This window comes from Frigoribacterium sp. PhB160, from assembly GCF_003751785.1.
Classification (GTDB): Bacteria; Actinomycetota; Actinomycetes; order Actinomycetales; family Microbacteriaceae; genus Frigoribacterium.
Map to the genome: position 1 here is coordinate 335259 of NZ_RKIE01000002.1, position 21656 is coordinate 356914.

The 21656-nt window shown below is 75.7% G+C and carries 19 protein-coding genes; 7 read left to right on the forward strand and 12 right to left on the reverse strand.

Going from position 1 to position 21656, the window contains the following annotated elements:
- Positions 1 to 9 precede the first annotated feature (9 nt).
- Complete coding sequence (locus tag EDF38_RS16395) at positions 10 to 2970, forward strand: AtzH-like domain-containing protein (RefSeq protein ID WP_370275623.1); 2961 nt, start codon at positions 10 to 12, stop codon at positions 2968 to 2970.
- A 55-nt stretch (positions 2971 to 3025) separates the two neighbouring features.
- Here the strand turns inward: EDF38_RS16395 and EDF38_RS10590 are convergent, their stop codons facing one another.
- Positions 3026 to 3634, reverse strand: coding sequence for an NTP transferase domain-containing protein (locus tag EDF38_RS10590; protein ID WP_123355397.1), 609 nt, complete (start codon positions 3632 to 3634; stop codon positions 3026 to 3028).
- A 409-nt stretch (positions 3635 to 4043) separates the two neighbouring features.
- Here EDF38_RS10590 and EDF38_RS10595 point away from each other — a divergent pair, with 409 nt between their 5' ends.
- The 3 genes from EDF38_RS10595 to EDF38_RS10605 are packed head-to-tail and all read left to right on the forward strand — an operon-like array spanning position 4044 to position 7557.
- Positions 4044 to 5333, forward strand: coding sequence for an alanine--glyoxylate aminotransferase family protein (locus EDF38_RS10595; RefSeq protein ID WP_123355398.1), 1290 nt, complete (start codon positions 4044 to 4046; stop codon positions 5331 to 5333).
- Positions 5330 to 6640, forward strand: coding sequence for an allantoate amidohydrolase (locus EDF38_RS10600; RefSeq protein ID WP_123355399.1), 1311 nt, complete (start codon positions 5330 to 5332; stop codon positions 6638 to 6640). Before EDF38_RS10595 ends, EDF38_RS10600 begins: the two co-directional genes overlap by 4 nt.
- On the forward strand, positions 6637 to 7557 hold the full coding sequence (locus tag EDF38_RS10605) for a MurR/RpiR family transcriptional regulator (protein ID WP_233572388.1): 921 nt from the start codon (positions 6637 to 6639) through the stop codon (positions 7555 to 7557). Before EDF38_RS10600 ends, EDF38_RS10605 begins: the two co-directional genes overlap by 4 nt.
- Before the next feature lie 37 nt (positions 7558 to 7594).
- Here the strand turns inward: EDF38_RS10605 and EDF38_RS10610 are convergent, their stop codons facing one another.
- The 10 genes from EDF38_RS10610 to EDF38_RS10650 all read right to left on the reverse strand — a co-directional run bounded on the left by EDF38_RS10610 (position 7595) and on the right by EDF38_RS10650 (position 18155).
- Positions 7595 to 8218, reverse strand: a complete 624-nt coding sequence (locus EDF38_RS10610; RefSeq protein WP_158613357.1) for a TetR/AcrR family transcriptional regulator — start codon at positions 8216 to 8218, stop codon at positions 7595 to 7597.
- Between the two features lie 343 nt (positions 8219 to 8561).
- Complete coding sequence (gene allB / locus EDF38_RS10615) at positions 8562 to 9974, reverse strand: allantoinase AllB (protein WP_233572389.1); 1413 nt, start codon at positions 9972 to 9974, stop codon at positions 8562 to 8564.
- Complete coding sequence (locus tag EDF38_RS10620; protein WP_233572390.1) at positions 9967 to 10752, reverse strand: YoaK family protein; 786 nt, start codon at positions 10750 to 10752, stop codon at positions 9967 to 9969. Before EDF38_RS10620 ends, allB begins: the two co-directional genes overlap by 8 nt.
- A 116-nt stretch (positions 10753 to 10868) precedes the next feature.
- A complete protein-coding gene (locus tag EDF38_RS15915; protein WP_158613358.1) occupies positions 10869 to 11453 on the reverse strand; it encodes a pyridoxamine 5'-phosphate oxidase family protein in 585 nt (194 codons plus the stop codon).
- Positions 11450 to 12316, reverse strand: coding sequence for a creatininase family protein (locus EDF38_RS15920; protein ID WP_158613359.1), 867 nt, complete (start codon positions 12314 to 12316; stop codon positions 11450 to 11452). Before EDF38_RS15920 ends, EDF38_RS15915 begins: the two co-directional genes overlap by 4 nt.
- On the reverse strand, positions 12313 to 13722 hold the full coding sequence (locus EDF38_RS10630) for an FAD-binding oxidoreductase (RefSeq protein ID WP_123355401.1): 1410 nt from the start codon (positions 13720 to 13722) through the stop codon (positions 12313 to 12315). Before EDF38_RS10630 ends, EDF38_RS15920 begins: the two co-directional genes overlap by 4 nt.
- A gap of 111 nt (positions 13723 to 13833) precedes the next feature.
- Entirely contained in the window at positions 13834 to 15015 is a 1182-nt protein-coding gene (locus tag EDF38_RS10635) for an ABC transporter substrate-binding protein (RefSeq protein ID WP_123355402.1), read from the reverse strand.
- Positions 15016 to 15148: 133 nt separating this feature from the next.
- Positions 15149 to 16033, reverse strand: coding sequence for an ABC transporter permease (locus EDF38_RS10640; RefSeq protein ID WP_123355403.1), 885 nt, complete (start codon positions 16031 to 16033; stop codon positions 15149 to 15151).
- The gene (locus EDF38_RS10645; RefSeq protein ID WP_123355940.1) at positions 16033 to 16839 is read right to left on the reverse strand and encodes an ABC transporter ATP-binding protein; all 807 of its coding nucleotides are present in this window, start codon (positions 16837 to 16839) and stop codon (positions 16033 to 16035) included. Before EDF38_RS10645 ends, EDF38_RS10640 begins: the two co-directional genes overlap by 1 nt.
- A gap of 5 nt (positions 16840 to 16844) precedes the next feature.
- The gene (locus tag EDF38_RS10650) at positions 16845 to 18155 is read right to left on the reverse strand and encodes an amidohydrolase family protein (protein ID WP_199734696.1); all 1311 of its coding nucleotides are present in this window, start codon (positions 18153 to 18155) and stop codon (positions 16845 to 16847) included.
- A 258-nt stretch (positions 18156 to 18413) separates the two neighbouring features.
- Here EDF38_RS10650 and EDF38_RS10655 point away from each other — a divergent pair, with 258 nt between their 5' ends.
- Together EDF38_RS10655 and EDF38_RS10660 are read left to right on the forward strand one after the other, a co-directional pair.
- The gene (locus tag EDF38_RS10655; protein WP_123355405.1) at positions 18414 to 18962 is read left to right on the forward strand and encodes a helix-turn-helix domain-containing protein; all 549 of its coding nucleotides are present in this window, start codon (positions 18414 to 18416) and stop codon (positions 18960 to 18962) included.
- Positions 18959 to 19921, forward strand: coding sequence for a PDR/VanB family oxidoreductase (locus EDF38_RS10660; protein ID WP_123355406.1), 963 nt, complete (start codon positions 18959 to 18961; stop codon positions 19919 to 19921). The genes EDF38_RS10655 and EDF38_RS10660 overlap by 4 nt, the downstream gene beginning before the upstream one ends.
- A gap of 14 nt (positions 19922 to 19935) precedes the next feature.
- Here EDF38_RS10660 and EDF38_RS10665 read toward each other — a convergent pair whose 3' ends face one another.
- Positions 19936 to 21291, reverse strand: coding sequence for an amidohydrolase family protein (locus EDF38_RS10665; RefSeq protein WP_123355407.1), 1356 nt, complete (start codon positions 21289 to 21291; stop codon positions 19936 to 19938).
- A gap of 103 nt (positions 21292 to 21394) precedes the next feature.
- Here EDF38_RS10665 and EDF38_RS10670 point away from each other — a divergent pair, with 103 nt between their 5' ends.
- Positions 21395 to 21640, forward strand: a complete 246-nt coding sequence (locus tag EDF38_RS10670) for a glutaredoxin domain-containing protein (RefSeq protein WP_123355408.1) — start codon at positions 21395 to 21397, stop codon at positions 21638 to 21640.
- Positions 21641 to 21656: the final 16 nt, after the last annotated feature.

A 21656-nucleotide genomic window follows, 5' to 3' on the forward strand; every position in this document is an offset into this window, starting at 1 on the left:
GGTCGCTGCATGCCGACGACAGACGTGCCCCCCGTGCCCTCCGACGCGTGGCCGCTGCAGCCGCACGAGGGCCCGATCGCCTCCGCGACGTACCTGCCCGCCAGCCCCGCGACGACGCTGTGGGGCCGCCTGCCCTGCGCCGCCGACGAGCCGGTGCTCACCGTCGACCCCGGCACGCTCGTCACGATCGACACCGTCAGCCACGAGGGCCTGCTCGGCGACCAGGGCAGCGACCCGGTGCGCTTCTTCGGGGCGCACGGCGTGCCTCCGGAGGGGGTGCTCCGCGACGCCGTGGCGATCGCCGCCGACGCGGGCAGCCGCCACGGCCGCGACCCCGCAGCCGACGGGCCGCACGTCGTCACGGGCCCGATCGCCGTCCGCGGGGCCGAGCCCGGCGACCTGCTGACCCTGACCCTCGTCGAGGCCCTGCCGCGCGTGCCCTACGGCGTCGTGTCGAACCGCCACGACCGCGGCGCGCTCGCCGGCGAGTACCCCCTGCAGGAGGGGTCGGTCAGCGTCTTCGCCGCGGTCGATCACGACGACGCCGGCGCCCACGGCGAGCCCGGCGACCTCGTGGGGACCATGCCGCTCGTGGCCGGCGGCGAGCACCTCGTGCGGTTCCCGCTGCGGCCGTTCCTCGGCGTGATGGGCGTCGCCGCGGCCGGCGACGAGCGACCGCACTCGGTGCCGCCGGGCGCCTTCGGAGGCAACGTCGACATCGCCCTGCTCGTCGCCGGCACGAGCCTCCACCTGCCCGTGCAGGTGCCCGGCGCGCTCGCGTACGTCGGCGACCCGCACTTCGCGCAGGGCGACGGCGAGGTCGCCCTCACCGCGATGGAGGCGTCGCTGCGGGTGACCGTGCGCCTCGACCTCGTCCGCCGGGCCGACGCCCTGGCCCGCTTCGGCGAGCTCGCCGGCCCGCTCGCCGAGACCGTCGAGCACCTCGTGCCGACGGGCCTCGACGTCGACCTCGACGAGGCCGTGCGGGCCTGCGTCCGGGCCGCCATCAGCCTGCTGAGGGCCCGGTGGGGGATGGACGAGCACCTGGCCTACGCCTACCTCAGCGCCGCCACCGACTTCGACATCTCGCAGGTCGTCGACCTCGTCAAGGGCGTCCACGCGCGGGTGCGCAAGGCCGACTTCGCGGGGGTGCCGCTCGTCGGCGGAGAGCGCGCCGTGACCGACCTCGACCGGGTCGGGGCCGCCGCGGCGGATGTCGTCACCGACTCGGCGGCCCCGGCCGTCTCGGCGGCCCCGGCCGTCCGGCCGCACCGGCCCTCGACGAGGAGGCGCCCCGTGCCTGACGAGACCGCACCCGCCCCGCTCGGCGACGCCCTGCCCCCGCTCCCGCTGACCTCGCTCGACGGCGGCGACCTGCCCGACGGGCTGCTGGCCGCCGTGGCCGCCTACGAGGAGGCCCTCCGCGTCGACGACGTGCCCGCCCTCGCCGACGCCTTCGAGCCCGGACCGGCGAGCCTCCGCGTCGACGCCGCCGGGACGCTCGTCGGGCACGACGCGATCACGGCGTTCCGGGCGCGGCGCGGGGGGACCGCGGGGCGGGCGGTCGAGCAGCTCCACGTGCGGGTGGTCGACCCGGGCACCGCGCTCGTCGTCACGACCAACGCCCCGGCCGGCGGCGGTCGCGGCGTCGTCACCCAGCTCTGGAGGCGCGGCGCGGCCGGCACCTGGCGCATCGCCACCGCGCACGTGCAGGCCCCGCGCCCCGCGGTCGACACGCGGGTGTGGCGGGTGGTGGGCGCGCCCCTGGCGGCGGGACGCGCCTCCTCGGGGCCGGTCGGCGCAGGGCCCGACGAGCGGCCGCTGGCGGGACGGACGGTCGCCGTCAAGGACCTCTTCGCCGTCGCGGGGCACGCCGTCGGCGGGGGCGTGCCGGCCTACCTCGCCGAGCAGCCCGTCGCGGAGCGGTCGGCCCCGGCCGTCACCGCGCTGCTCGACGCCGGCGCCGACGTGCTCGGCATCGCGCAGACCGACGAGTTCGCGTTCAGCATCGCCGGGCGGAACGGAGCCTGGGGGACGCCGCCGAACGGCGCGGTGCCGGGAGCGATCCCCGGCGGGTCGTCGAGCGGGCCGGCCTCGGCCGTCGCGCTCGGCCAGACCGACGTCGGGCTCGGGACCGACACGGGCGGGTCGATCCGGGTGCCCGCCTCGTACCAGGGGCTGTGGGGGCTCCGGACGACGCACGGGGCCGTCCCGACCGAGGGGCTGCTGCCGCTCGCTCCGTCGTTCGACACGGTCGGGTGGCTGACGCGCGACGCCGCGACGCTCGGGGCGGCCGTGCGCGCGACGCTCGGTGACGCGAACGCGGGCGCCGACGCAGGCGCGGCCCCGGCCGGCCCTGGCCTCGCCGCCCGGGGCGTCGTGGTCGACCCGGCCGTCGTCGCGACCGTGTCGGCCGACGTCCGCCGTGCGTTCGCGGAGACCGTCGACCGCCTCGTCGCCACCGGCCGCCTGCCCCGGCCCTCGTCCGTCGCCGTCGCCGAGGTCGGCGGGGCCGCCGGGCTCGCCGGGCTGCTCGCCCACTTCCGCATCGTGCAGTCGGCGGAGGCCTGGCGCACCCACGGCGCCTGGATCACCGCCCACCCGGGGGCCCTCGCCCCCGACGTCGCCGCCCGCTTCGCCGCGGGCGAGGCCGTCACCCCCGACGCCGAGCAGGAGGCGCGGGCCGGCCTGGCCGCCGCCCGCCGCGCCCTCGAGGCGGTGCTGGGCGACCGCGTGCTGCTGGTGCCCGCGGCGTCGTCGGCCGCGCCCGCGCTCGACGCCGACGCGGCCGAGATCGACCGGGTGCGCGCGGCGACCCTCGGGCTGACCTGCGTCGCCGGGATCACCGGGCGGCCCGCGGTGTCGGCGCCGCTGATGCGCGTGGCCGGCGGGCCGGTCGGGCTGTGCCTCGTCGGTCCGCGCGGGTCGGACCTCGAGCTCGTCGCGCTCGCGGGCGCGCTGGCGGGCTGACGGCCGGGCTGACCGCGGGGTCGGGGGGCGTGACGACGGGGCGGGTCGGCGCGCCTCAGGCGGGCCGGTCGACGTCGGCGCCGTCCCAGAGGTCGGAGCAGTCGACGCGATCCGCCCCGTGCGCGTCGAGGTAGGCCCGTGCGCCGGAGTCGCCCGCGAGCTCGGCGGCCAGCGGCTCCCAGTGCACTCGGCCGACGAGCACGGGGTGGCCCGGACGTCCGCCGAACGCCGCCTGCCGCAGGGACCCCGCGCGGGCCGCGTCGTCGACGTCGAGCAGCCGCGCGACGGCCGCCGGCGGCAGACCCGGGAGGTCGACCAGCGAGACGAGGGCGCACCGCGCCTCCTCGTCGCCGTCGGGTCGGCGCGGTGCCGAGAGCGCTCGCAGCCCGGTCCGCAACGACGCCCCGAGCCCCTCGGCCCAGTCGTCGGCGACCACCACCCGGATCCGTGGGTCGTCCGGCACGAGCACCCGGGCCTCGTCGGCGCGCGCCCCGAGCACGACGACGACCGCGTCGCACCCGCCGGTCAGCAGCGCCGCCGTCGCCCGCGCGACCCACGGCGTGCCGTCGGCGCCGCGCACGAGCGCCTTCGGCCGCCCGGCCCGCGTGCCCGCGCCGGCGGCGAGGAGCAGGCCGACGGCGCCGCGTCCGCTCGTCGACTCCATCCCGTCACGGTAGCCGCAGCCGCAGCCGCAGCGGCAGCGGTAGCGGCCGACGCGGCGATGTCTGCGGGCGCGCGTCCGCCGCGGCGTCACGTTCCGTGCCTCGCGTCGCGTTCTTCCGTGACGCGACGCGCAGGACGTGACGCGGTTCGGCGGGATGAGGCCGACGCCCCCGGGGAGGCGCGGTGTGCGCGGTCCGCGACCCGCGCCTCCGCGGGGGGTCGCGTCCGCCGCCGCGGCGTCACGGTCCGTGCCCCGCGTCGCGTTCCTCCGCGACGCGACGCGCAGGACGTGACGCGACACGGGAACCCGAACCCGCCCGGGCGCCCGAAACACGGGTGAAACCCGCGTTGCGTACGATGACCCCGTGAAACGAGCCTTCCAGCCGATCGACCCTCCCGCCCGCCTCCTCATGGGCCCCGGCCCGATCAACGCCGACCCCCGGGTGCTCCGGGCGATGTCGGCGCAGCTGGTCGGCCAGTACGACCCCTGGATGACCGCCGCGATGGACGAGACCCAGGCCCTCTACCGCGAGGTGTTCCGCACCGGCAACGAGCAGACGCTGCTCGTCGACGGCACGAGCCGCGCGGGCATCGAGGCCGCGCTCGTGTCGATGATCACGCCGGGCGACCGGGTGCTCGTGCCCGTGTTCGGCCGCTTCGGGCACCTGCTGGTCGAGATCGCCGAGCGGTGCGGTGCCGAGGTGCACACCATCGAGGTGCCGTGGGGCCAGGTCTTCACGCCGGAGGCGATCGAGCGCGCGATCGAGCAGGTGCGACCCGCCCTGCTCGCCGTCGTGCACGGCGACACGTCGACGACCGTCGCCCAGCCGCTCGAGGGGCTCGGCGAGGTCTGCGCGAAGCACGGCGTGCTCTTCTACACCGACGTGACGGCGTCCCTCGTCGGCAACGCCTTCGACGTCGACGCCCTCGGCCTCGACGCCGTGAGCGCCGGCCTGCAGAAGTGCCTGGGCGGCCCCTCGGGCTCCTCGCCCGTGACGTTCTCGCCCCGCGCGGTCGACGTCATCCGCGCCCGGACCTCGGTCGAGGCCGGCATCCGGAGCGCCGGCGACGAGACGAGCGACCGCCGCATCGCCTCGAACTACCTCGATCTCGCGATGATCTTCGACTACTGGGGCCCGCAGCGCCTCAACCACCACACCGAGGCCACGACGATGCTCTACGGTGCCCGCGAGTGCGCCCGCCTCGTCGTCGAGGAGGGCCTCGACGCCGCCGTCGCCCGCCACGCCCTGCACGGCTCGGCGATGCTCGCGGGGGTGCGCGGCCTCGGCCTCGAGACCTTCGGCGACCTCGAGCACAAGATGAACAACGTCGTCGCGGTCGTGATCCCCGACGGGGTCGACGGCGACGCCGTGCGCGGCGAGCTGCTCACCGACTTCGGCATCGAGATCGGCACCTCGTTCGGCCCGCTGCACGGCACGGTCTGGCGCATCGGCACCATGGGCTACAACGCCCGACGCGACACCGTGCTGACGACCCTCTCGGCCCTCGAGTCGGTGCTGCGCCGGGCAGGCGCGCGCGTCTCGGCCGGCGGCGGCGTCGACGCGGCCTACGACGCGTACGCGACCGCCGACGCGACGGCCGCGACGGCCGCGACGGCCGTGGCCGGGGCCGACGACCCGGCCGACGACCTCGACGCGGCGACCGCCGGAGGCGCAGCCACCGGGGGAGGCGCGGCGTGAGCCCCGCGGTCCCCGCCGCCGCCCAGCCCGCCCCGGCCGGGCGCCCCGCGCCTGACCCGCACCCCGTCCCGCACCCCTCGGACGCCCGCACGATCCTCGACCGCTGCGACGAGCTCGCCGCCGTGTCGAGCACCCACCACGGCATCACCCGCGTCTACCTCAGCCCGGAGCACGCCCGGGTCAACGCCCTCGCGGCCGGCTGGATGACGGCCGCCGGCATGACGACGTGGCAGGACGCCGCCGGCAACCAGCGCGGCCGCTACGAGGCCGCCGAGCCCGGGGCCCCCGCGATCCTGCTCGGCTCGCACCTCGACACGGTGCCCGACGCCGGCCGGTACGACGGCATCCTCGGGGTGCTGCTCGCGATCGCGGTGGTCGAGCGCCTGCACCGGGCCGGCACGCGCCTCCCCGTCGCCGTCGAGGTCGCCGCGTTCGGCGACGAGGAGGGCACGCGGTTCGGCACCGCGCTGCTCGGGTCGCGCGCGCTCGCCGGCACGTGGGACGACGCGTGGTGGCAGCTGGTCGACGAGGCGGGCACGACGCTCCGCGACGCGTTCACCGCGTTCGGCCTCGACCCCGCGGCCGTGGGCGACGCCGCGCCTCCCCGGGGCTCGGTCGTCGGCTACCTCGAGGCGCACATCGAGCAAGGGCCCTACCTGCTCGAGGCCGACCGAGCGCTCGCCGTCGTGTCGTCGATCGCCGGCGCGCGGCGCTTCGAGCTGACGATGACCGGCGTCGCGGGTCACGCCGGGGGAGTGCCGTTCCACCGCCGCCACGACGCCCTCGCCGGCGCGAGCGAGGTCGTGCTCGCCGTCGAGCGGCTCGCGCGCGACGCCGACTGCGTCGCGACCGTGGGGCGGCTCGAGGCGTTCCCGGGCGGGGTCAACGTGATCCCCGGGCTCGTCGAGTTCAGCCTCGACCTGCGCGGCGAGCACGACGACCGACGGGACGAGGTCTGGGCGGCTGTCCGCGAGGCCGCGGCCGAGGTCGGCGAGCGGCGCGGGCTCGCCTTCGCCGCGCACGAGACGCACTCGGCGCCCGCCGTCGTGGCGTCGCCGGCGCTCCGCGACGTGGTGCGGGACGGCATCGCCGCGACGGGGGACACCGACCCGATGGTGCTCTTCTCGAAGGCCGGGCACGACGCGATGGCCGTGGCCGAGCTGACCGACTGGGCGATGCTCTTCGTCCGCTGCGGCAACGGCGGCATCAGCCACCACCCTGACGAGATCGTCACGCTCGCCGACGTCGCCGTGGCCCTCGACGCGTTCGAGGCGTCGGTGCGGGCCCTGGCGGAGCGGTCGCGGTGAGCGCAGGAGAGGAGCCCGGCACGCCCGAGGCCGTCTCCGCCGAGCCCGTCTCCACCGAGCCCGCCACTGCCGAGCCCGCCACTGCCGCGCCCGGCACCGCCGAGCCCGGCATCCGCGACCGGATCGACTCCGGCTACGGCGCGCTGAGCCCGCGCGAGCAGCGGGCCGCCGACTTCATCCTCGACCACCTCGACGATCTCGCGGTGGTGACCGCGACCGAGATCGCCGAGCAGAGCGGCGTCTCGAAGGCGACCGTGTCGCGGCTCTTCCGCCGGCTCGGGTTCACCGACGCGCAGGAGGTCCGCGACCAGGCCCGCGCCTCCCGCAACCGGGGCGTCCCCGTCGGCCCGACCAGCGCCTCCTCCGATCTCGCCCCGCACGCGGCGGCCGAGCAGCGGAACCTGCAGCGCATGCTCGACGGCCTCGCCGACGGTCGGCTGGCCGACGCCGCGCGCCTCGTCGCCGACGCGCGGCGGGTGGTGGTGGTCGGCTTCCGCAACAGCTACCCGGTCGCGATGCACCTGCGGCAGCAGCTCGTGCAGGTGCGCGACGACGTGCGGCTGGCGCCGCAGCCGGGGCAGTCGGTCGGCGAGGAGCTCGTCGGCCTCGGCCCGGGCGACGTCGTGGTGCTCGTGGGGTTCCGGAGGCGCCCTGCCGGCTTCGCGGGAGTGGTCCGGTCGCTCGCCGCCCGCTCCGTCCCCGTGGTGCTCGTCGGCGACGCCTCGGCCCGCGCCGCCGACGTCGCCGTGCGGCTCGAGTGCCCGGTCGACAACCCGTCGCCGTTCGACAGCTACGCCGCGGCGATGAGCCTCGCCGCGCTGCTCGCCTCGTCGGTGCTCGCGGAGCACCCGCGCACCGGCCGCACCCGCGTCGGCGACGTCACCGGGCTCTACGCCGACCTCGCCGAGCTCGAGTAGCGCGCCGGGTCTGGCAGCGCGGCCGGCGCGGCCCGGCTCAGGCCCGGCCGAGCACGCTCCGCGTCAGCGCCCCGACGACGTGCCCCATGAGCTCGCCGGGCCCGACGTCGCCGGTCGCGGGCGCGTCGAAGGCCGACCCGAGCGCGACGTCGATGAGCAGGCGGGCCAGGAGGTCGGACGACAGGCCCGTCGCCGCCTCCGTCTGCCCGCCGAAGACGAGCTCGACCTGCTCGCGCAGCGTGTCCAGCACCGCGCGGCGCTTCGCGACGAAGGCCGCCATGACGACGTCGTCCTCCAGGGCGTGCGCGCGGAACTCCGACATCAGGCTGAAGTCGTCCGCCGTGCTCTGCGCGTACGGCGCGAACGCGTCGCGCACCGCCCCGGGCAGGTCGGCGAGGTCGGTCCCGGGCAGCCCCATCTCGCGGAGGGCGTCGAGCGCCCCCTCGGTCTCGCGGGTCAGCAGTGTGACGACGAGCTCCGACTTCGAGGCGAAGTTCGAGTAGACGGCGCCCTTGCTGAAGCCCGCGGCCCGGGCGACGTCGTCGAGCGTGGTGGCGTGGACGCCCCGCTGCGAGATGAGGGCGGTCGCGGCGTCGAGGAGGCGCTCCCGCACCTCGGCCCTCGGCGGGCGGCTGACGGGGACCCGTCCGTCGGAAGGCATGTGCCCCACCATATCCGTCCCGTCTCGTGCCCCCGACCGGTCGCCGCGGCTCGCTCTCGTGCCCCCCGAAAGGGGGCGTCCCGACTTGCATACTCGCTGGTATCGCAGCGCTACCATCAAGGGACCAGGCGAACCCGAAACGCCTGGTCGAACCGAGCACGCGGCGAGGCGCACGACCTGCCCGAACAGGTCGCCCGCCGCGTGCTCCGGGCACCGCCCGCCCCTGTCGACCGGACGTCCCGCCCCGAGAGCGGTCGACGAGCAGACCAGTCAGCCCCGGAGGCCGGGCAGACCGGGCAGACCCGTCAGCCCCGGGCAGGCCAGGCTCGATCGAGCCGATCGCCTACCGCCGCGTGATCAACCGAGCCGGAGGCGCCGCCGCGTCCACGACGACCCCGGCGACCCACGTCGCCCCGACCCGCCCGACCAGCTCGGCCCCGTCGAACGCCGACACCGGGTTGCGGTGGGCGAGCAGGGCCGCGTCGACGACGAACGGCTCGTCGGGGGCGAAGGCGACCAGGTCGGCGGCGGCGCCGACCTCGATGCGCCCCTTCGCGCCTCCGGACCGCGGGGCGCCCAGGCCGACGAGGTCGGCGGTGCCGCGGCTCATCCAGCCGAGCACCGTCTCGAGCGCGATGCCGCGCGCACGGGCGCCCGACCAGACGGCGCGGAAGCTCAGCTCGAGCCCGGCGATGCCGCCCCAGGCCTCGTCGAACGAGCCGTCGCCCGCGAACTTCAGCTCGGCCGTCGACGGGGAGTGGTCGGAGGCGACGACGTCGATCGTGCCGTCGACGAGCGCCGCCCAGAGCAGCTCGCGGTTGGCCGCGTCGCGGATCGGCGGGCAGCACTTGTACTGCGTGGCCCCGTCGGGGATGCCCGCCTGGTCGAAGGTCAGGTAGTGCGGGCAGGTCTCGACCGTGAGTCGCAGGCCCTCGGCCTTCGCGGCGCGGATCGTCGCCAGCGCCGACGCCGACGAGAGGTGCAGCACGTGCGCCCGGCCGCCGGTCGCGCGGAGGGCCTCGACCACGTGCTCGATCGCGGTCTGCTCGACCGCCTCGGGGCGGGAGGCGACGAAGTCGTCGTACACCGCGCCTCCGGCCCCCTCGGGCAGGGCGGCGGCGGCCTCGTCGAGCCGGTCGGGGTCCTCGGCGTGGACGATGAGCAGCCCGTCGAAGGCGGCGATCTCGCGCATCGCGGCGTGCAGCTCGTCGGTGCCGAGGTGGGGGAACTCGTCGACGCCCGAGGGGGACAGGAACGCCTTGAAGCCGAAGACCCCGGCCTCGTGCAGCGCCCGCAGGTCGCCGGTGCCGAGGTTCGAGGGCACGGCGCCGCCCCAGAAGCCGACGTCGACGACCGACTGGGGGCCCGCCGCGGCCCGCTTGAGTTCGAGGGCCTCGACCGTCGTGGTCGGCGGGATGCTGTTGAGCGGCATGTCGACGATCGTCGTCACGCCCCCGGCGGCGGCGGCGCGGGTGGCCGACGCGAAGCCCTCCCACTCGGTGCGGCCGGGCTCGTTGACGTGCACGTGCGTGTCGACGACGCCGGGCATGAGCACCTCGTCGTCGGGCAGGGTCACGTCGCGGCCGCCGTCGTGCACGGGCAGCACGGCGTCGACCGCCTCGATCGCGACGACGAGCCCGCCGCGCACGGCGACCGCCGCGGGCTGCCACGCACCGTCGACGAGCACGCGCGAGGCCCGCACGACGAGGTCGGAGGAGGCGCGGCCCGCGTCGCCGGCGACGCCCGCGTCAGCCACGACCCGAGCCCGCCGTCGCGTCCGAGCCCGCCGCTGCGCTCGAGCCCGCCGTCGCACCGGCGTCGGCGCCGACGGACGCGGCCTCCTCGGCCTCCGCCGCCTTCACCTTCTCGCGCATGAGGTGCCCGGCGAGGGCGACGAGCAGCGTGAGGCCGCCCGAGACGCCCATGCCGACGCCGATGTGCACCTGCAGCAGCAGGGCGCCGACGCCGGCCCCGACGAGGATCATGACGACCGCGAGCACGCGCCGCGGGAAGTTCTTGCCGTCGCCGCCCGCGAGCTTCGACTCGCTGGCGAGGCCGACGATGGTCGACGTCACCACGACCGTGGTGACGTCGGCGACGGCGATCTTGCGGGCCGCGGCGGCCTGCACGCCCATCGCCGCGCCCAGCAGGCCGGTGATCGTGTAGGCCCACGGCGTGCCCTCCTCGGGCACGACGAGGAAGCAGGTGAGGCCGAGCCCGAGCAGCACGGTGCCCGTGATCGAGAAGGCGATCGTGCTGCGGCCCGACCAGCCCTTCCGCGACCCGCGCAGCAGGCGGCCGCCGGCGGCCGCGCCGACGAGGAACGCGACCAGCGCGATGACCGGCCCGAGGATCGGCAGGCCGTCGGCCTGCGCGATCGCCATGCCGAGGATGACGACGTTGCCGGTCATGTTCGCGGTGAACACCCGGTCGAGGCCGAGGTAGCCGACGGCGTCGATGATGCCGGTGGTGAACGTCAGCGCCAGCATCATGATCAGGTGCATGCGCGCCTGGTTCTCGCGGAGTCTCTTCACGGGGTCCTTCCTGAGGGGCTCGGGCAAGTCTGGCAGCCCGGCGCGGCGGTGCCGACGGGACGGGCGTCGTGAGGGAGGGCGCCGACGGCGGACGCCCGGGGGAGGGACCGGCCGCGTCAGCCTGCGCGGTGGCTGAGCGACCAGCCGTCCGGCCCGGCCGTCCACTCGCGGCGGCGGCTGGCGGTGTCGGGCGCGCTCTCCCAGGCCGTGACGCGGGTCGGGCGCACGACGAAGCCGGTCCAGCCCGCGGGCTGCCCGAACCCGTCGGGGTGCTCGTCGGCGAAGGCGGCCCACCGGGCCCGACGCTCGTCGAGCGGCAGCGCGGCGAAGTCGTGCGAGTTGAGCCAGGCGAGCTGCTGCAGGTACGGCGAGCGGGCCCGGTAGGCCGCGGCCACGTCGACGGGGTCGGCGGTCGAGGCGACGCCGCGCACGACGAGCTGCCGGGTGAAGCCGGGCCAGAGCACCGTCACGGCGACGAGGGGGTTCGCCGCGATCTGGGCCGCCTTGCGGCTGGCCGCGTCGGTGTGGAACGACAGCCCGTCGCGCGCGACCGACGAGAGCAGCACCGTGCGGGCGTCGGGCCCGCCGTCGGCGTCGACCGTCGACAGGGTGACCTGCGGTCGGTCGGGCTCGTCGTCGCCCGGCAGCCAGTCCGCGAGCAGCTCCCAGGCGTCGTCCGGCAGAGGCGCCCCGCCGCTCACCCCTCCGCCCGGAACCCGGCCGGTCGCCCGGCCGGCGCGTGCCGGAAGCGGGCGATCTCGGCCAGCTGGGCCACGCCCGTGCGCACCGCGCGCTCGTGCAGCTCGGCGCCCCAGGCGGCGTTCGCGCCGGTCGCGTCGCCGACGACGCCGGCCGGGCCGAAGTCGTCGCTCGTCCAGCCGAAGTGCACCGGTCCGCCGTTGAACTTGACGTAGTCGAGGTCGATCATGTGGTCGGGGATCCACCGCTCGGCCTTGCTCATGTCGACGAGGTCGGGCCGCAGGTGCAAGATCATCGACGTCTCGCTGTGGCCGCCGTGCACGCCGAAGCCGTGCTCGTCGGGCCCGTTCGTGCCGTCGCCCCCGGTCATGCCGGTGCCCGTGAGGAAGGTCCTCAGGCCGAACCGACGCCGCAGCTCGCGCAGGGCCACCTGCAGCAGCGCGATGTTGCCGCCATGACCGTTGTAGAAGACGACCGTGCGCGCCGGGGTGGCGGCGATCGACCGGCCGATGTCCACGACGGTGTGCAGCAGCGTCTCGGCGGTCAGCCACATGGTGCCGGGGGCCCAGTGGTGCTCGTCCGACTTCGTGTAGGCGAGCGACGGCAGCAGCCAGACGTCCTGCCCGTCGGCGGCGGCGGCCTCGACGACCGAGCGGCCGATCAGGTCGGCCATCAGCCAGTCGGTGGCGAGCGGCAGGTGCGGGCCGTGGTGCTCGATCGCGCCCGTCGGCAGCACGAGGACGCTGTCCTCCGTGAGCGCGGCCGCCGCGGCGGGCCCGCTCAGCTCGATGAGGTCGCGTGACCGCGGGGTCGGGAGGGCGGACCCCGACGAGGAGGCGCGGGTCGCGTCGTCGAGGCCGCTCACGAGACCTTCGCCCCCGTGTCGATGCCCGTGGCCCCCGGTGCCGCGTGACCGCCCTTCACGCCGGTCGGCGCCGTGACGCTCGCCGGGTCGACGAGCTTGCCCGGGTTGAGCAGCCCGCGCGGGTCGGTGGTCGCCGCGAGCTCGCGGGTGCGGTCGGGCTCGTAGTCGACGAACCACTGATGCGGGTTGTGGTAGCCGACGCCGAGCGCGCGCAGCTTCGCGAAGCCTGCCCAGACGTCGGCGGCGCTCGTGTAGACGCCGGCGAGCATGCCGATCGGGCGGCCGTGCTGCGACTCGACGTGCAGCATCCCGCCCGGGTAGACGGCGTGCACCTCGTCGATGCGGTCGACGAGCGCGTCGCCCGAGACCTCGACGTGGAAGTACGTGTCGGGGTAGGCCTTCTGCAGCCACTCGATCGGGTGGTTGTACGACATCATGCTGATCTTCATCGAGGTCTGGGCCCCCTCTCGGACGTCCTCGACGCGGCCTCCCGCCTCCTCGACCATGCGGGTGGCGACGTCGACGGTGGCGGCGTCGAGGATGCCGCGGAGGCTCACTCGGCCCGCCGGGATGCCCGGGTCGTCGGGCAGCGCGTCGGCGAGGGTCGGCAGGTCGGCGCTGACGAGCCGCGGGGTGGGCTCGAGGTCGGCGAACGGACGGATCAGCGAGAGGGCCTGCTCGAACGTGTCGAAGCTGGCGAAGAAGCCGCGCCAGTCCTGCAGGGGCTCGAGGGCGACGGTGGCCCGGGCGATGACGCCGGCCGTGCCGTAGTTGTGGACGTAGGGCTGGGCGTCGTCGCCCTCGACGTGGACGAGCCCGGCGTCGGGCGTCGCGTGCACGACGTCGAGGGCCTTGACGAAGCCCATGCTGTTCGAGCCGTGCTTGATGCTGCCGGTGCCGCCCGAGCCGCCGGCGAGGAACCCGCCGATGGTCGACTGCGCCGTCGACGGGTACATGAGGATCTGCTGGCCGGCCTTGGTCGCCGCCTGCTCGAGCGCGACCATCGTGGCCCCGGCCTCGGCGGTGAGCCAGCCGTCGCCCACCTCGACGACCGCGCGGGCGCGGGTGAGGTCGAGCACGAGGCCGCCCTGCATCGGGATCGCCTGGCCGTAGTTGCCGGTGCCCTTGCCGCGCGGGGTGACGGGCACGCCGTGCCGGACGGCCGCGGCCACGACGACGGCGACCTGCTCCGCGTCGGCCGGGTAGGCGACGAGGTCGGCGAGGCCGAGCGGCAGCTGCTCGCTGATGACGGGGGAGAGGCGCGAGCCGTCGAGGGAGGCGCGCTCGCGGGCGGCCAGCTCGACCGAGACGCCCCGGTCGCCGAGCAGCTCGCGCAGCTCGGCCTCGAGGGCCGCGAGGTCGGGCGCGGCCAGGTCGGCGGCGGGGGCGGTGGTGGTGTCGGTCATCGGTGCGTCCTGTCGGGCAGATCGGAGAGCGAGAACGGGAGGAGGAGAGAGGAGAGGGCCCGGGCACGCCCCGGCACGAGGCGTGCCCGGGCCCTCAGCGGGTGTCGGGCGTCAGAACCCGAGGCTGATCGAGTCGTCGAGGAACTCGTTCGTGTAGAGGTCGGACGGCACGAGGCCCTCCTTGACCGTGGAGCCCTGCGACTCGAAGATCTCCGTGTCGAGGTCGATGACCTTCTGCATGCGCTCCTCGTCCATGTCGCCGACGTAGCCGTTGTCGCCGTCGGTCGCGATGCCGAGCTCCTTCATCTTGTCGACCGCGTAGGCGGCGACGTCGGCGTCGTAGACCCAGCCGGTGTCGTACTGGTCGACGAGGTCGACGATCTTCTCGTTGGTCGACTCGGGCGAGGCGAAGTAGTCGACGTCGGCCTGCTGCAGCACGGGCACGAGCTGCTCGAGGCAGGGGCTGAGCTCCTCGAGGTCGCCGGTCTTGACGGCCATCGACTCGGGGTAGATCGGGTAGCCGGTGTCGTTGATCAGCTGGTAGTCGACGGGCTTGCCCCAGGCCGCGACCTGGTTCTCGTAGACGAACGGCTCCGCGGTCGCGAAGCCCTGCTGCGCGTCCTTGCCCTGGGCGACGACGAACGACGCGGGGGTGCCGTCGTAGCTGCCGTCGGTGACCGACTCGGGCAGGATCCCGTTGCCGGTCAGGTACGACATGTAGGCCGCCCCGCCGAAGTAGCGCACGACGCCGCCGTCGGCCTCGAGCTCCTTGCCGAGCTCCTCGATCGTCGAGACGTCGGGGTAGGTCTCCGGGTCCCACATGATCATCTGCGGCGAGATGTCGTTCTCGGCGAAGACGGCGGTGGTCGGCAGGTCGGCCGAGTTCTGCACGGCGACGTCGGTGGTGACGTAGCCGAGGGTGATGTCGTCGTCCTGGTACATCTGCGAGGTGACGGTGTTGAAGCCGATGGCCGGGCCGCCGGCGCGGATCTCGACCTTGACGCCGGTCGGCTCGCCGCCCGCCATGAGGTCGCTCGTGACGGTCTTCTGCTCGGCGTCGACCGCGTAGTCGTCGCTCAGCAGCTGGTACGCGTGGCCGTGCTCGGCCTCGGGGTTCCAGTCGGTCTGGATCACGACGGTCGCCGGGCAGACGCCCGAGAGGTCGACGGAGCCGATCGCGGCCGAGGCCGACGGCGATCCGCCCGCGTCGCCCGACGAGCAGGCGGTGAGGGAGGCGGCCGTGACGACGACGAGGCCGAGGGCCGTGACGATGCGGCGGGAGGGTCGGGGCATGGGTGTCTCCTGTCAGGGGATGGAGCAGGGGAGTGGTGCGTGCTGTGGTGCGGAGGGAGGGTCGTGGGGGGAGGGCGGGGAGGCGCGGTGCGGGCCGGCCGCGCGCCTCCCCGTCGTCGGGGCGGTGCCGCCGTCAGTTCGCGTCGTACCAGCGGCCGATGGCGAGTCGTCGCAGCCACCCGAAGGCGACGAAGACGAGCACGCCGAGGGCGCTGGCGACGACGATCGCGGCGAACATCTCGGCGCCGTTGAGGCGCTGGTTCATCACCGAGATGAGGACGCCGAGGCCGCCGCGGCCGCGCTGGAAGAACTGGTCGGCGACGATCGCGCCGATCACCGAGAGGCCGGCCGAGTTGCGGAGGCCGATGAAGATCGACGGCAGGGCGGCGGGGAAGCGCAGCTTCACCAGCAGCGTGAGCCGCGAGGCGCCCTGCAGCTGGAAGAGCTCGCGCTGGCCGCGGTCGATGGACTGCAGGCCGAAGAGGGTGTTCGCGACCATCGGGAAGAGCGCGAACATCACCGTGACGATGATGCGCGAGGGCATCTCGTAGCCGAAGAGCGACCCGATCAGGGGCACGAGCGCGAGGATCGGGATGCACTGCAGCACGACGGCGTAGGGGAAGAGCGCGCTCTCGATCCACTTCGCCTGCACCATGAGCACGGCCCAGGCGACGCCGAGCACGATCGCGATGGCGAGCCCGATGACGGCGATCAGCGCCGTGTTGCCGAGCGCCTCGAGCAGGTCGGGGCGGAAGTCGGCGTCGAGGAAGATCCGGTCGACGACGAGGTGCGGGTACGGCACGAGGAACGGCAGCCCGCGCACCCGGTCGTAGTAGAGCGCGATGAGGTAGCCGAGGCCGATCAGCGCGACGAAGACGACGATCGGCAGCACGACGTTGCGCGTGCGCGCCGCCCGCGGCGAGAGGGCCCTGCGGACCGGGCGGGGCCCGGAGAGGCGGGGCGGGGCCGCGGCGACCGCGCCCGGCTCGGCGGCGGAGACGCGGGTGTCGACGGCCATCAGCGGTGCCCTTCTCGGAGTGCGTGCGAGACCTCGCCGACCAGCTCGGCGAACTCGGGGGTGAAGCGGATGTCGGGGTCGCGCGGCATCGGGAACGGCACGTCGAACTCGCCGACGATCGCCCCCGGGCGGCCCGACATGACGATGACGCGGGTCGAGAGGTAGACCGCCTCCGACACCGAGTGGGTGATGAAGAGGCCGGCGAAGCGCTTCTCGACGAAGAGCCGCAGCAGCTCGTCGTTGAGGCGCTCGCGGGTGATCTCGTCGAGGGCGCCGAACGGCTCGTCGAAGAGGAAGAGCTCGGGGTCGAGGGTGAGCGACCGCGCGAGCGAGGTGCGCATCCGCATGCCGCCCGACAGCTCCTTCGGCAGCGACTTCTCGAAGCCGGCCAGCCCGACGAGCTCGATCGCCTCGGCGGCCGCGGCGCGGCGGGCGCCCGCGCCGAGCCCGTTGAGCTCGGCGAGCAGCTCGACGTTGGCCTCGACGTTCCGCCAGGGCAGCAGGGTCGCGTCCTGGAACACGTAGCCGATGCGGTCGGTGTCGACCTCGGCCGTGCCCTCGGAGGCGTTCTCGAGGCCCGAGGCGATGCGCAGCAGCGTCGACTTGCCGCAGCCCGAGGGGCCGACGACGGTGACGAACTCGCCGCGGTCGACGGTGAGGTCGACGCCGCGGAGCGCGACCGTGCCGTTGGGGAACTGCATGGCGACGTCGCGGAAGTCGAGCAGCGTGCCCTGCCCGCCGTGCGGCGCGGCCGCCGGGGGCGCGCTCGCCGCCGGCGTGGGGCTCGTGGTCGTGGTGCTGGTCATGACGGTCACCTGGTCTCCGTGAGGGTGCGGTCGGTCGAGGGGGCGAGCGCGGGGCGCTCGGCGGCGTGGCGCGGCGCGGCGTGCGGGCGGGGGGGCTCGGCCGTCTCGCGGGTGACGACGCTGCGGGCGACGAGCCGTCCGCCGTGCAGGACGACGCGGTCGGCGGGCGCCGACGCGACGGCCTCGGCCAACGAGGAGGCGCGGACCGCCAGCAGCTCCGCCCGCGCCCCGGGCACGACCCCGGCCCGCGGCAGGCCCATGACCTCGCGGGCTCCGTCGCTCACCGCGTGCCACGCCTCGTCGATGGTGAGGTGGCCCGCCGTGACGAGCAGCATCGCGGTCTCGAGGGCGTCGCTGCGGCCGAGGGGGTTGAAGGGGTCGCGCACGTTGTCGGCGCCGGCCGCGAGCCGGGCCCCGGCCGTGAGCAGCTCGCGCACGGCGGTGAGCCCGCGGGGGGTGGCGACCGGCGCCTCCCACCCCTGGAGGTAGAGGTTGGTGATGGGGTTCGCGACGACGCCGATGCGCGAGGCGACGACCGCGGCGACGACCTCGTCACGCCGGTCGGCCGGCATGCTGCCGAGCCGCACGCAGTGCCCGGCCGTGACGTTCGTCGTCCAGCCGGCGACGCGGGCGGCCAGCTCGAGCAGGGTGTCGGGCCCGTCCAGGCTCTCGTCGGTGTGCAGGTCGACGCCGACGCCGCGGCGCTCGGCGAGGTCGAGGAGGCGGTGGAGGTCGCGGTGCGGGTCCCTCGAGAGGTGGGGCGCGCCTCCCACGAGGTCGACGCCGAGGTCGAGCACCGCCTCGACGTCGGCGTCCGGGCTGTCCTGCGAGGCGAGGGCGACGATCTCGACGTCGACGAGGCCGCGCAGCTCGTCGCGCACCCGCACCAGCGCCTCGGCGCCGCGGGTGGGGGCGTCCCCGAGCAGCACGTCGACGTGCGTGCGCACCGAGGTCGTGCCCTGCGCGAGCATCGCGAGCAGCTGGCGGCGGGCACGGTCGGCCACGTCGTCGACGGTCATCGTCGCGGCGTAGGCCCGCCACGACGAGATCGCGAGCTCGAGGTCGCCCATCGGCGGGCGGATGGCGTCCCACGACAGGGCCTTGTCGAGGTGGGCGTGCGGCTCGGCCGGAGCCGTCAGCAGCAGGTGGCCGGCGAGGTCGAGCGTCGCGTCGGCGGCGGCTCCCTCGGGGGCCCGTCCCGTGCCGGCCGGCACGACGGCCTCGACGAGCTCGCCGGCGAGGACGACGTCGACCACCGTGCCGTCGGGCAGGGTCGCGTCCCGCAGCAGCGAGATCGGGCGGGGGAGTCGGGTCACGGGGTCCCTCCAGAGGGGCGGGCGGGGCGAGGGCGGCACGATGTCGGGCGAGCCGGAGAATGTTGATGTCGTCAACATGTGTCAATCTAGGGACGGCTCGTTTCCGGCACGTGTCGTGGTCGTTTCCACGTGTTAATTGCTCGACGGGCCGCGAGACCGTCGTGGTAGACCTCGTCTGACCACCCGACCCAGGAGGCCCCCGTCACGTCCCTCGACGCACCCGCCGCCGCGACGACGGCCGACGACGTCGCGCTCGCCGTGGGCGCCAACGTCCGCCGCCTGCGCCGCGGCCGCGGCCTCACCCTCGTGCAGCTCGCCGCCGAGGCGCAGCTGTCGCACCCGTTCCTCAGCCAGCTCGAGCGCGGCCTCGCCCGGCCGAGCATCGCCTCCCTCGAGCGCATCGCGCGCGCCCTCGGCTCGAGCCAGGTCGAGATCCTCGGCGCCTCGGGCGACGACGACCGCGCCGCCGACCAGCCCGGGGTGGAGCTCGTGGCCGCCGCCGAGGGCGCGACGGGACGCTACGGGCAGGCGGCCGCGCGCCTCCTCACGCCCGGCGACCGGCCGTTCCGCGCCATGGAGATGACCGGGTCCAACCTCGACCCCGGCGACTACTTCCGCCACGCCGAGGACGAGTTCGTTCACGTGCTCGCCGGCCGCCTCCGCGTCGACCTGGGCGACGAGGGCGCGCACGACCTCGCGGCCGGCGACTCGCTGTACTACGTCGGCGGCACCGCCCACCGCTGGAGCGCCGTCGGCGACGACGGCTACCGGCTGTTCGTCGTCAAGCAGAGACCGGAGAGCCTGTGACCGCCCCCACCCGCCTGCCCGAGACGGCCCTCGACGTCGTCGTGACGGCCCGCACCCGCTCGTCGGACGCCGTCGACCTGTTCGACCTCGCCGCGCCCGACGGCACGCCGCTGCCCCGCTGGGAGGCCGGCGCCCACGTCGACGTCGCCCTGCCCGACGGCGACGTGCGGCAGTACTCGCTCTGCGGCGACCCCGTCGAGGGCACCTGGCGCATCGGGGTGCTGCGCGAGCCGGACGGCCGCGGCGGCTCGGCCTGGCTGCACGACCACCTGGCCGTCGGGTCGACGGTGCGCGTCGCCGGGCCCCGCAACCACTTCGAGTTCGAGCCGCGGCGCGGCACGTCGTACGTGCTCGTCGCGGGCGGCGTCGGCGTGACGCCGATCTCGGCCATGGCGCGGGCGGCGGCGCACGCGGGCGTCGAGTACGTCGTGCACTACGCGGGCCGGTCGCGCGCCTCCATGGCCCTGCTCGACGAGCTGGCCGAGCTGCACGGCGACCGCCTGCACGTGCACGCGGCCGACGAGGGCGCCCGCCTCGACCTCGACGCGCTGTTCGCCGGCATGCCGCCGTTCACCACGACCTACTGCTGCGGCCCCGAGCGGATGATCGACGCGGTCGAGGCCGCGGGCGCGGGTCGTCAGGTCGTCGTCGAGCGGTTCGAGCCGAAGGCCGTCGGCGAGCCCGTGCGGCACGAGTCGTTCGAGGTCGAGCTCGCGCTGACCGGCGGCACCGTGACCGTGCCGTCCGACCGCTCGGTGCTCGACGTCGTCGAGGAGGCCGGCGTGCTCGTGCTCTCGAGCTGCCGCGAGGGCACCTGCGGCACGTGCGAGACGACCGTGCTCGAGGGCGAGGTCGACCACCGCGACTCGATCCTCACGCCCGACGAGCAGGCCGCCGGCGACCGCATGTTCATCTGCGTCTCGCGGGCCGCCTGCCCCCGCCTCGTCCTCGACCTCTAGCCCGCCCGCGGGCGTCAGCCGCGCAGCCGCCGCTCGAGCGCCGCGACGAGGTCGCGTTCGTCGGCCCCGAGGAGGCGCCCCTCGCGCACCGCAGGACGCCCCGCCACCCAGACCTCCCGCGGCCGCCGCCCCGGGCTCGCCCAGAGCAGCCCCGCGACGGGGTCGGCGACCCCGGCGTCGGCGACGCCCGACACGTCCCAGAGGCACAGGTCGGCCGCGGCGCCCGGTCGCAGGTGGCCGAGCTCCGGCCGTCCCAGCCCCGCCGCCGAGCCGGCCGTCGCCATGCCGAGCACGGTCCGCGCCGGCACCGGCGGCCCGACCAGCGGCGCGACCTGCATCGCGAGCCGGGCGTCGGCGAGCAGGTGCCCGGCGTCGTTGCTGCCGCCGCCGCTCGTGCCGAGGCCGACCGTCACGCCGGCGGCCCGCAGCGCCGCCACCGGCGCGATGCCCCACCCCATCGGCAGGTCGCAGCCGGGAGCGTGCGTGGCCGTGACCCCGGCCCGTGCGAGCCGCGCGATCTCGTCGTCGGTGACCGCGCAGAGGTGCGCGATCGTCACGTCGTCGGCGACCCAGCCCCAGTCGTCGAGCAGGTCGAGGGGCCGCCGTCCGTACCGCTCGAGGGCGATCGCGACGTCGACCTGCTCGTTGGCCTGGGTGCGTCGGCGCAGTCCGTGCCGCGCCGCGACCTCGTCGAGCAGGGCGAACGTCTCGCGGGAGTCGCTGTGCACCCCCGCCGGCCCGACCGCCACCTGCAGCATGCCGTCGTCGCCGACCCCGCCCGTCCCCGCCGTGCCAGTGGCCGACACCCCGCCGGAGGCGCCCCCCACCAGCGCCTGCACGATCGCCTCCGCCGACGTGGCCGCCGCCTCGGGGTCGTCCCGGGCCGAGCCGCGCACGAAGACCAGCCGTCCCCCGAGCGCCGCCGCCTCCCGGGCGATGCTCACGGCGATCGCGACGGTGTCGTCGACCCCCGCCTGCCCGGCGTCGCCGTGGCCCGCCGGCCAGTTGAGCTGGTGGTCGGCCACGGTCGTCACGCCGGCGAGCAGGCCCTCGGCGACGCCCACGGCGGTCGTCGCCGCGACGAGCGACGGGTCGATGCGGGCGGCGCCGTAGGCGGCCGCCATGGCGGGCAGCCAGTCGGCCATCGGCACTCCCCGGGTGCCGGGCAGCGTGCGGAAGCCGCTCTGCAGCAGGTGGTGGTGCGCGTTGACGAGCCCCGGCGTGACGACGCAGCCGCCGGCGTCGACGACCTCGCGGGGCACGTCGTCGGCGGGCCGGTCGACGACGCGACCGCCGTCCACGAAGAGGCTGTCGGTGGTCTCGGTCGCCTCGTCGACGACGACGCGCACGGCGCCCCTGAACTCGAGCATGCCGACGTTCTAGCAGCGACGTGTGTCGGGGACGTTTCGCCGCCGACCAGGCCGGGCCGCGCCTCCCGGTCGCGGTGTCGGCGCTCGCGGTTACGCTGGCGGCATGTCCGACAGCTCACCTGACCGCATCCTGATGTTCGGCGCCGACTGGTGCCGCGACTGCCGCCGCTCGAAGGCGCTGCTCGACCGCGAGGGCGTCGCGTACGACTACGTCGACGTCGAGGCGGTGGAGGACGGCGCCGACCGCGCCTACGCGATCAGCGGCCGCACGCAGATCCCCGTCGTGGTCTTCCCCGACGGCAGCCACCTCGTCGAGCCGACCGACCCCGAGCTCGCCGCGAAGCTCTAGCCGGGCCGCCGACCTC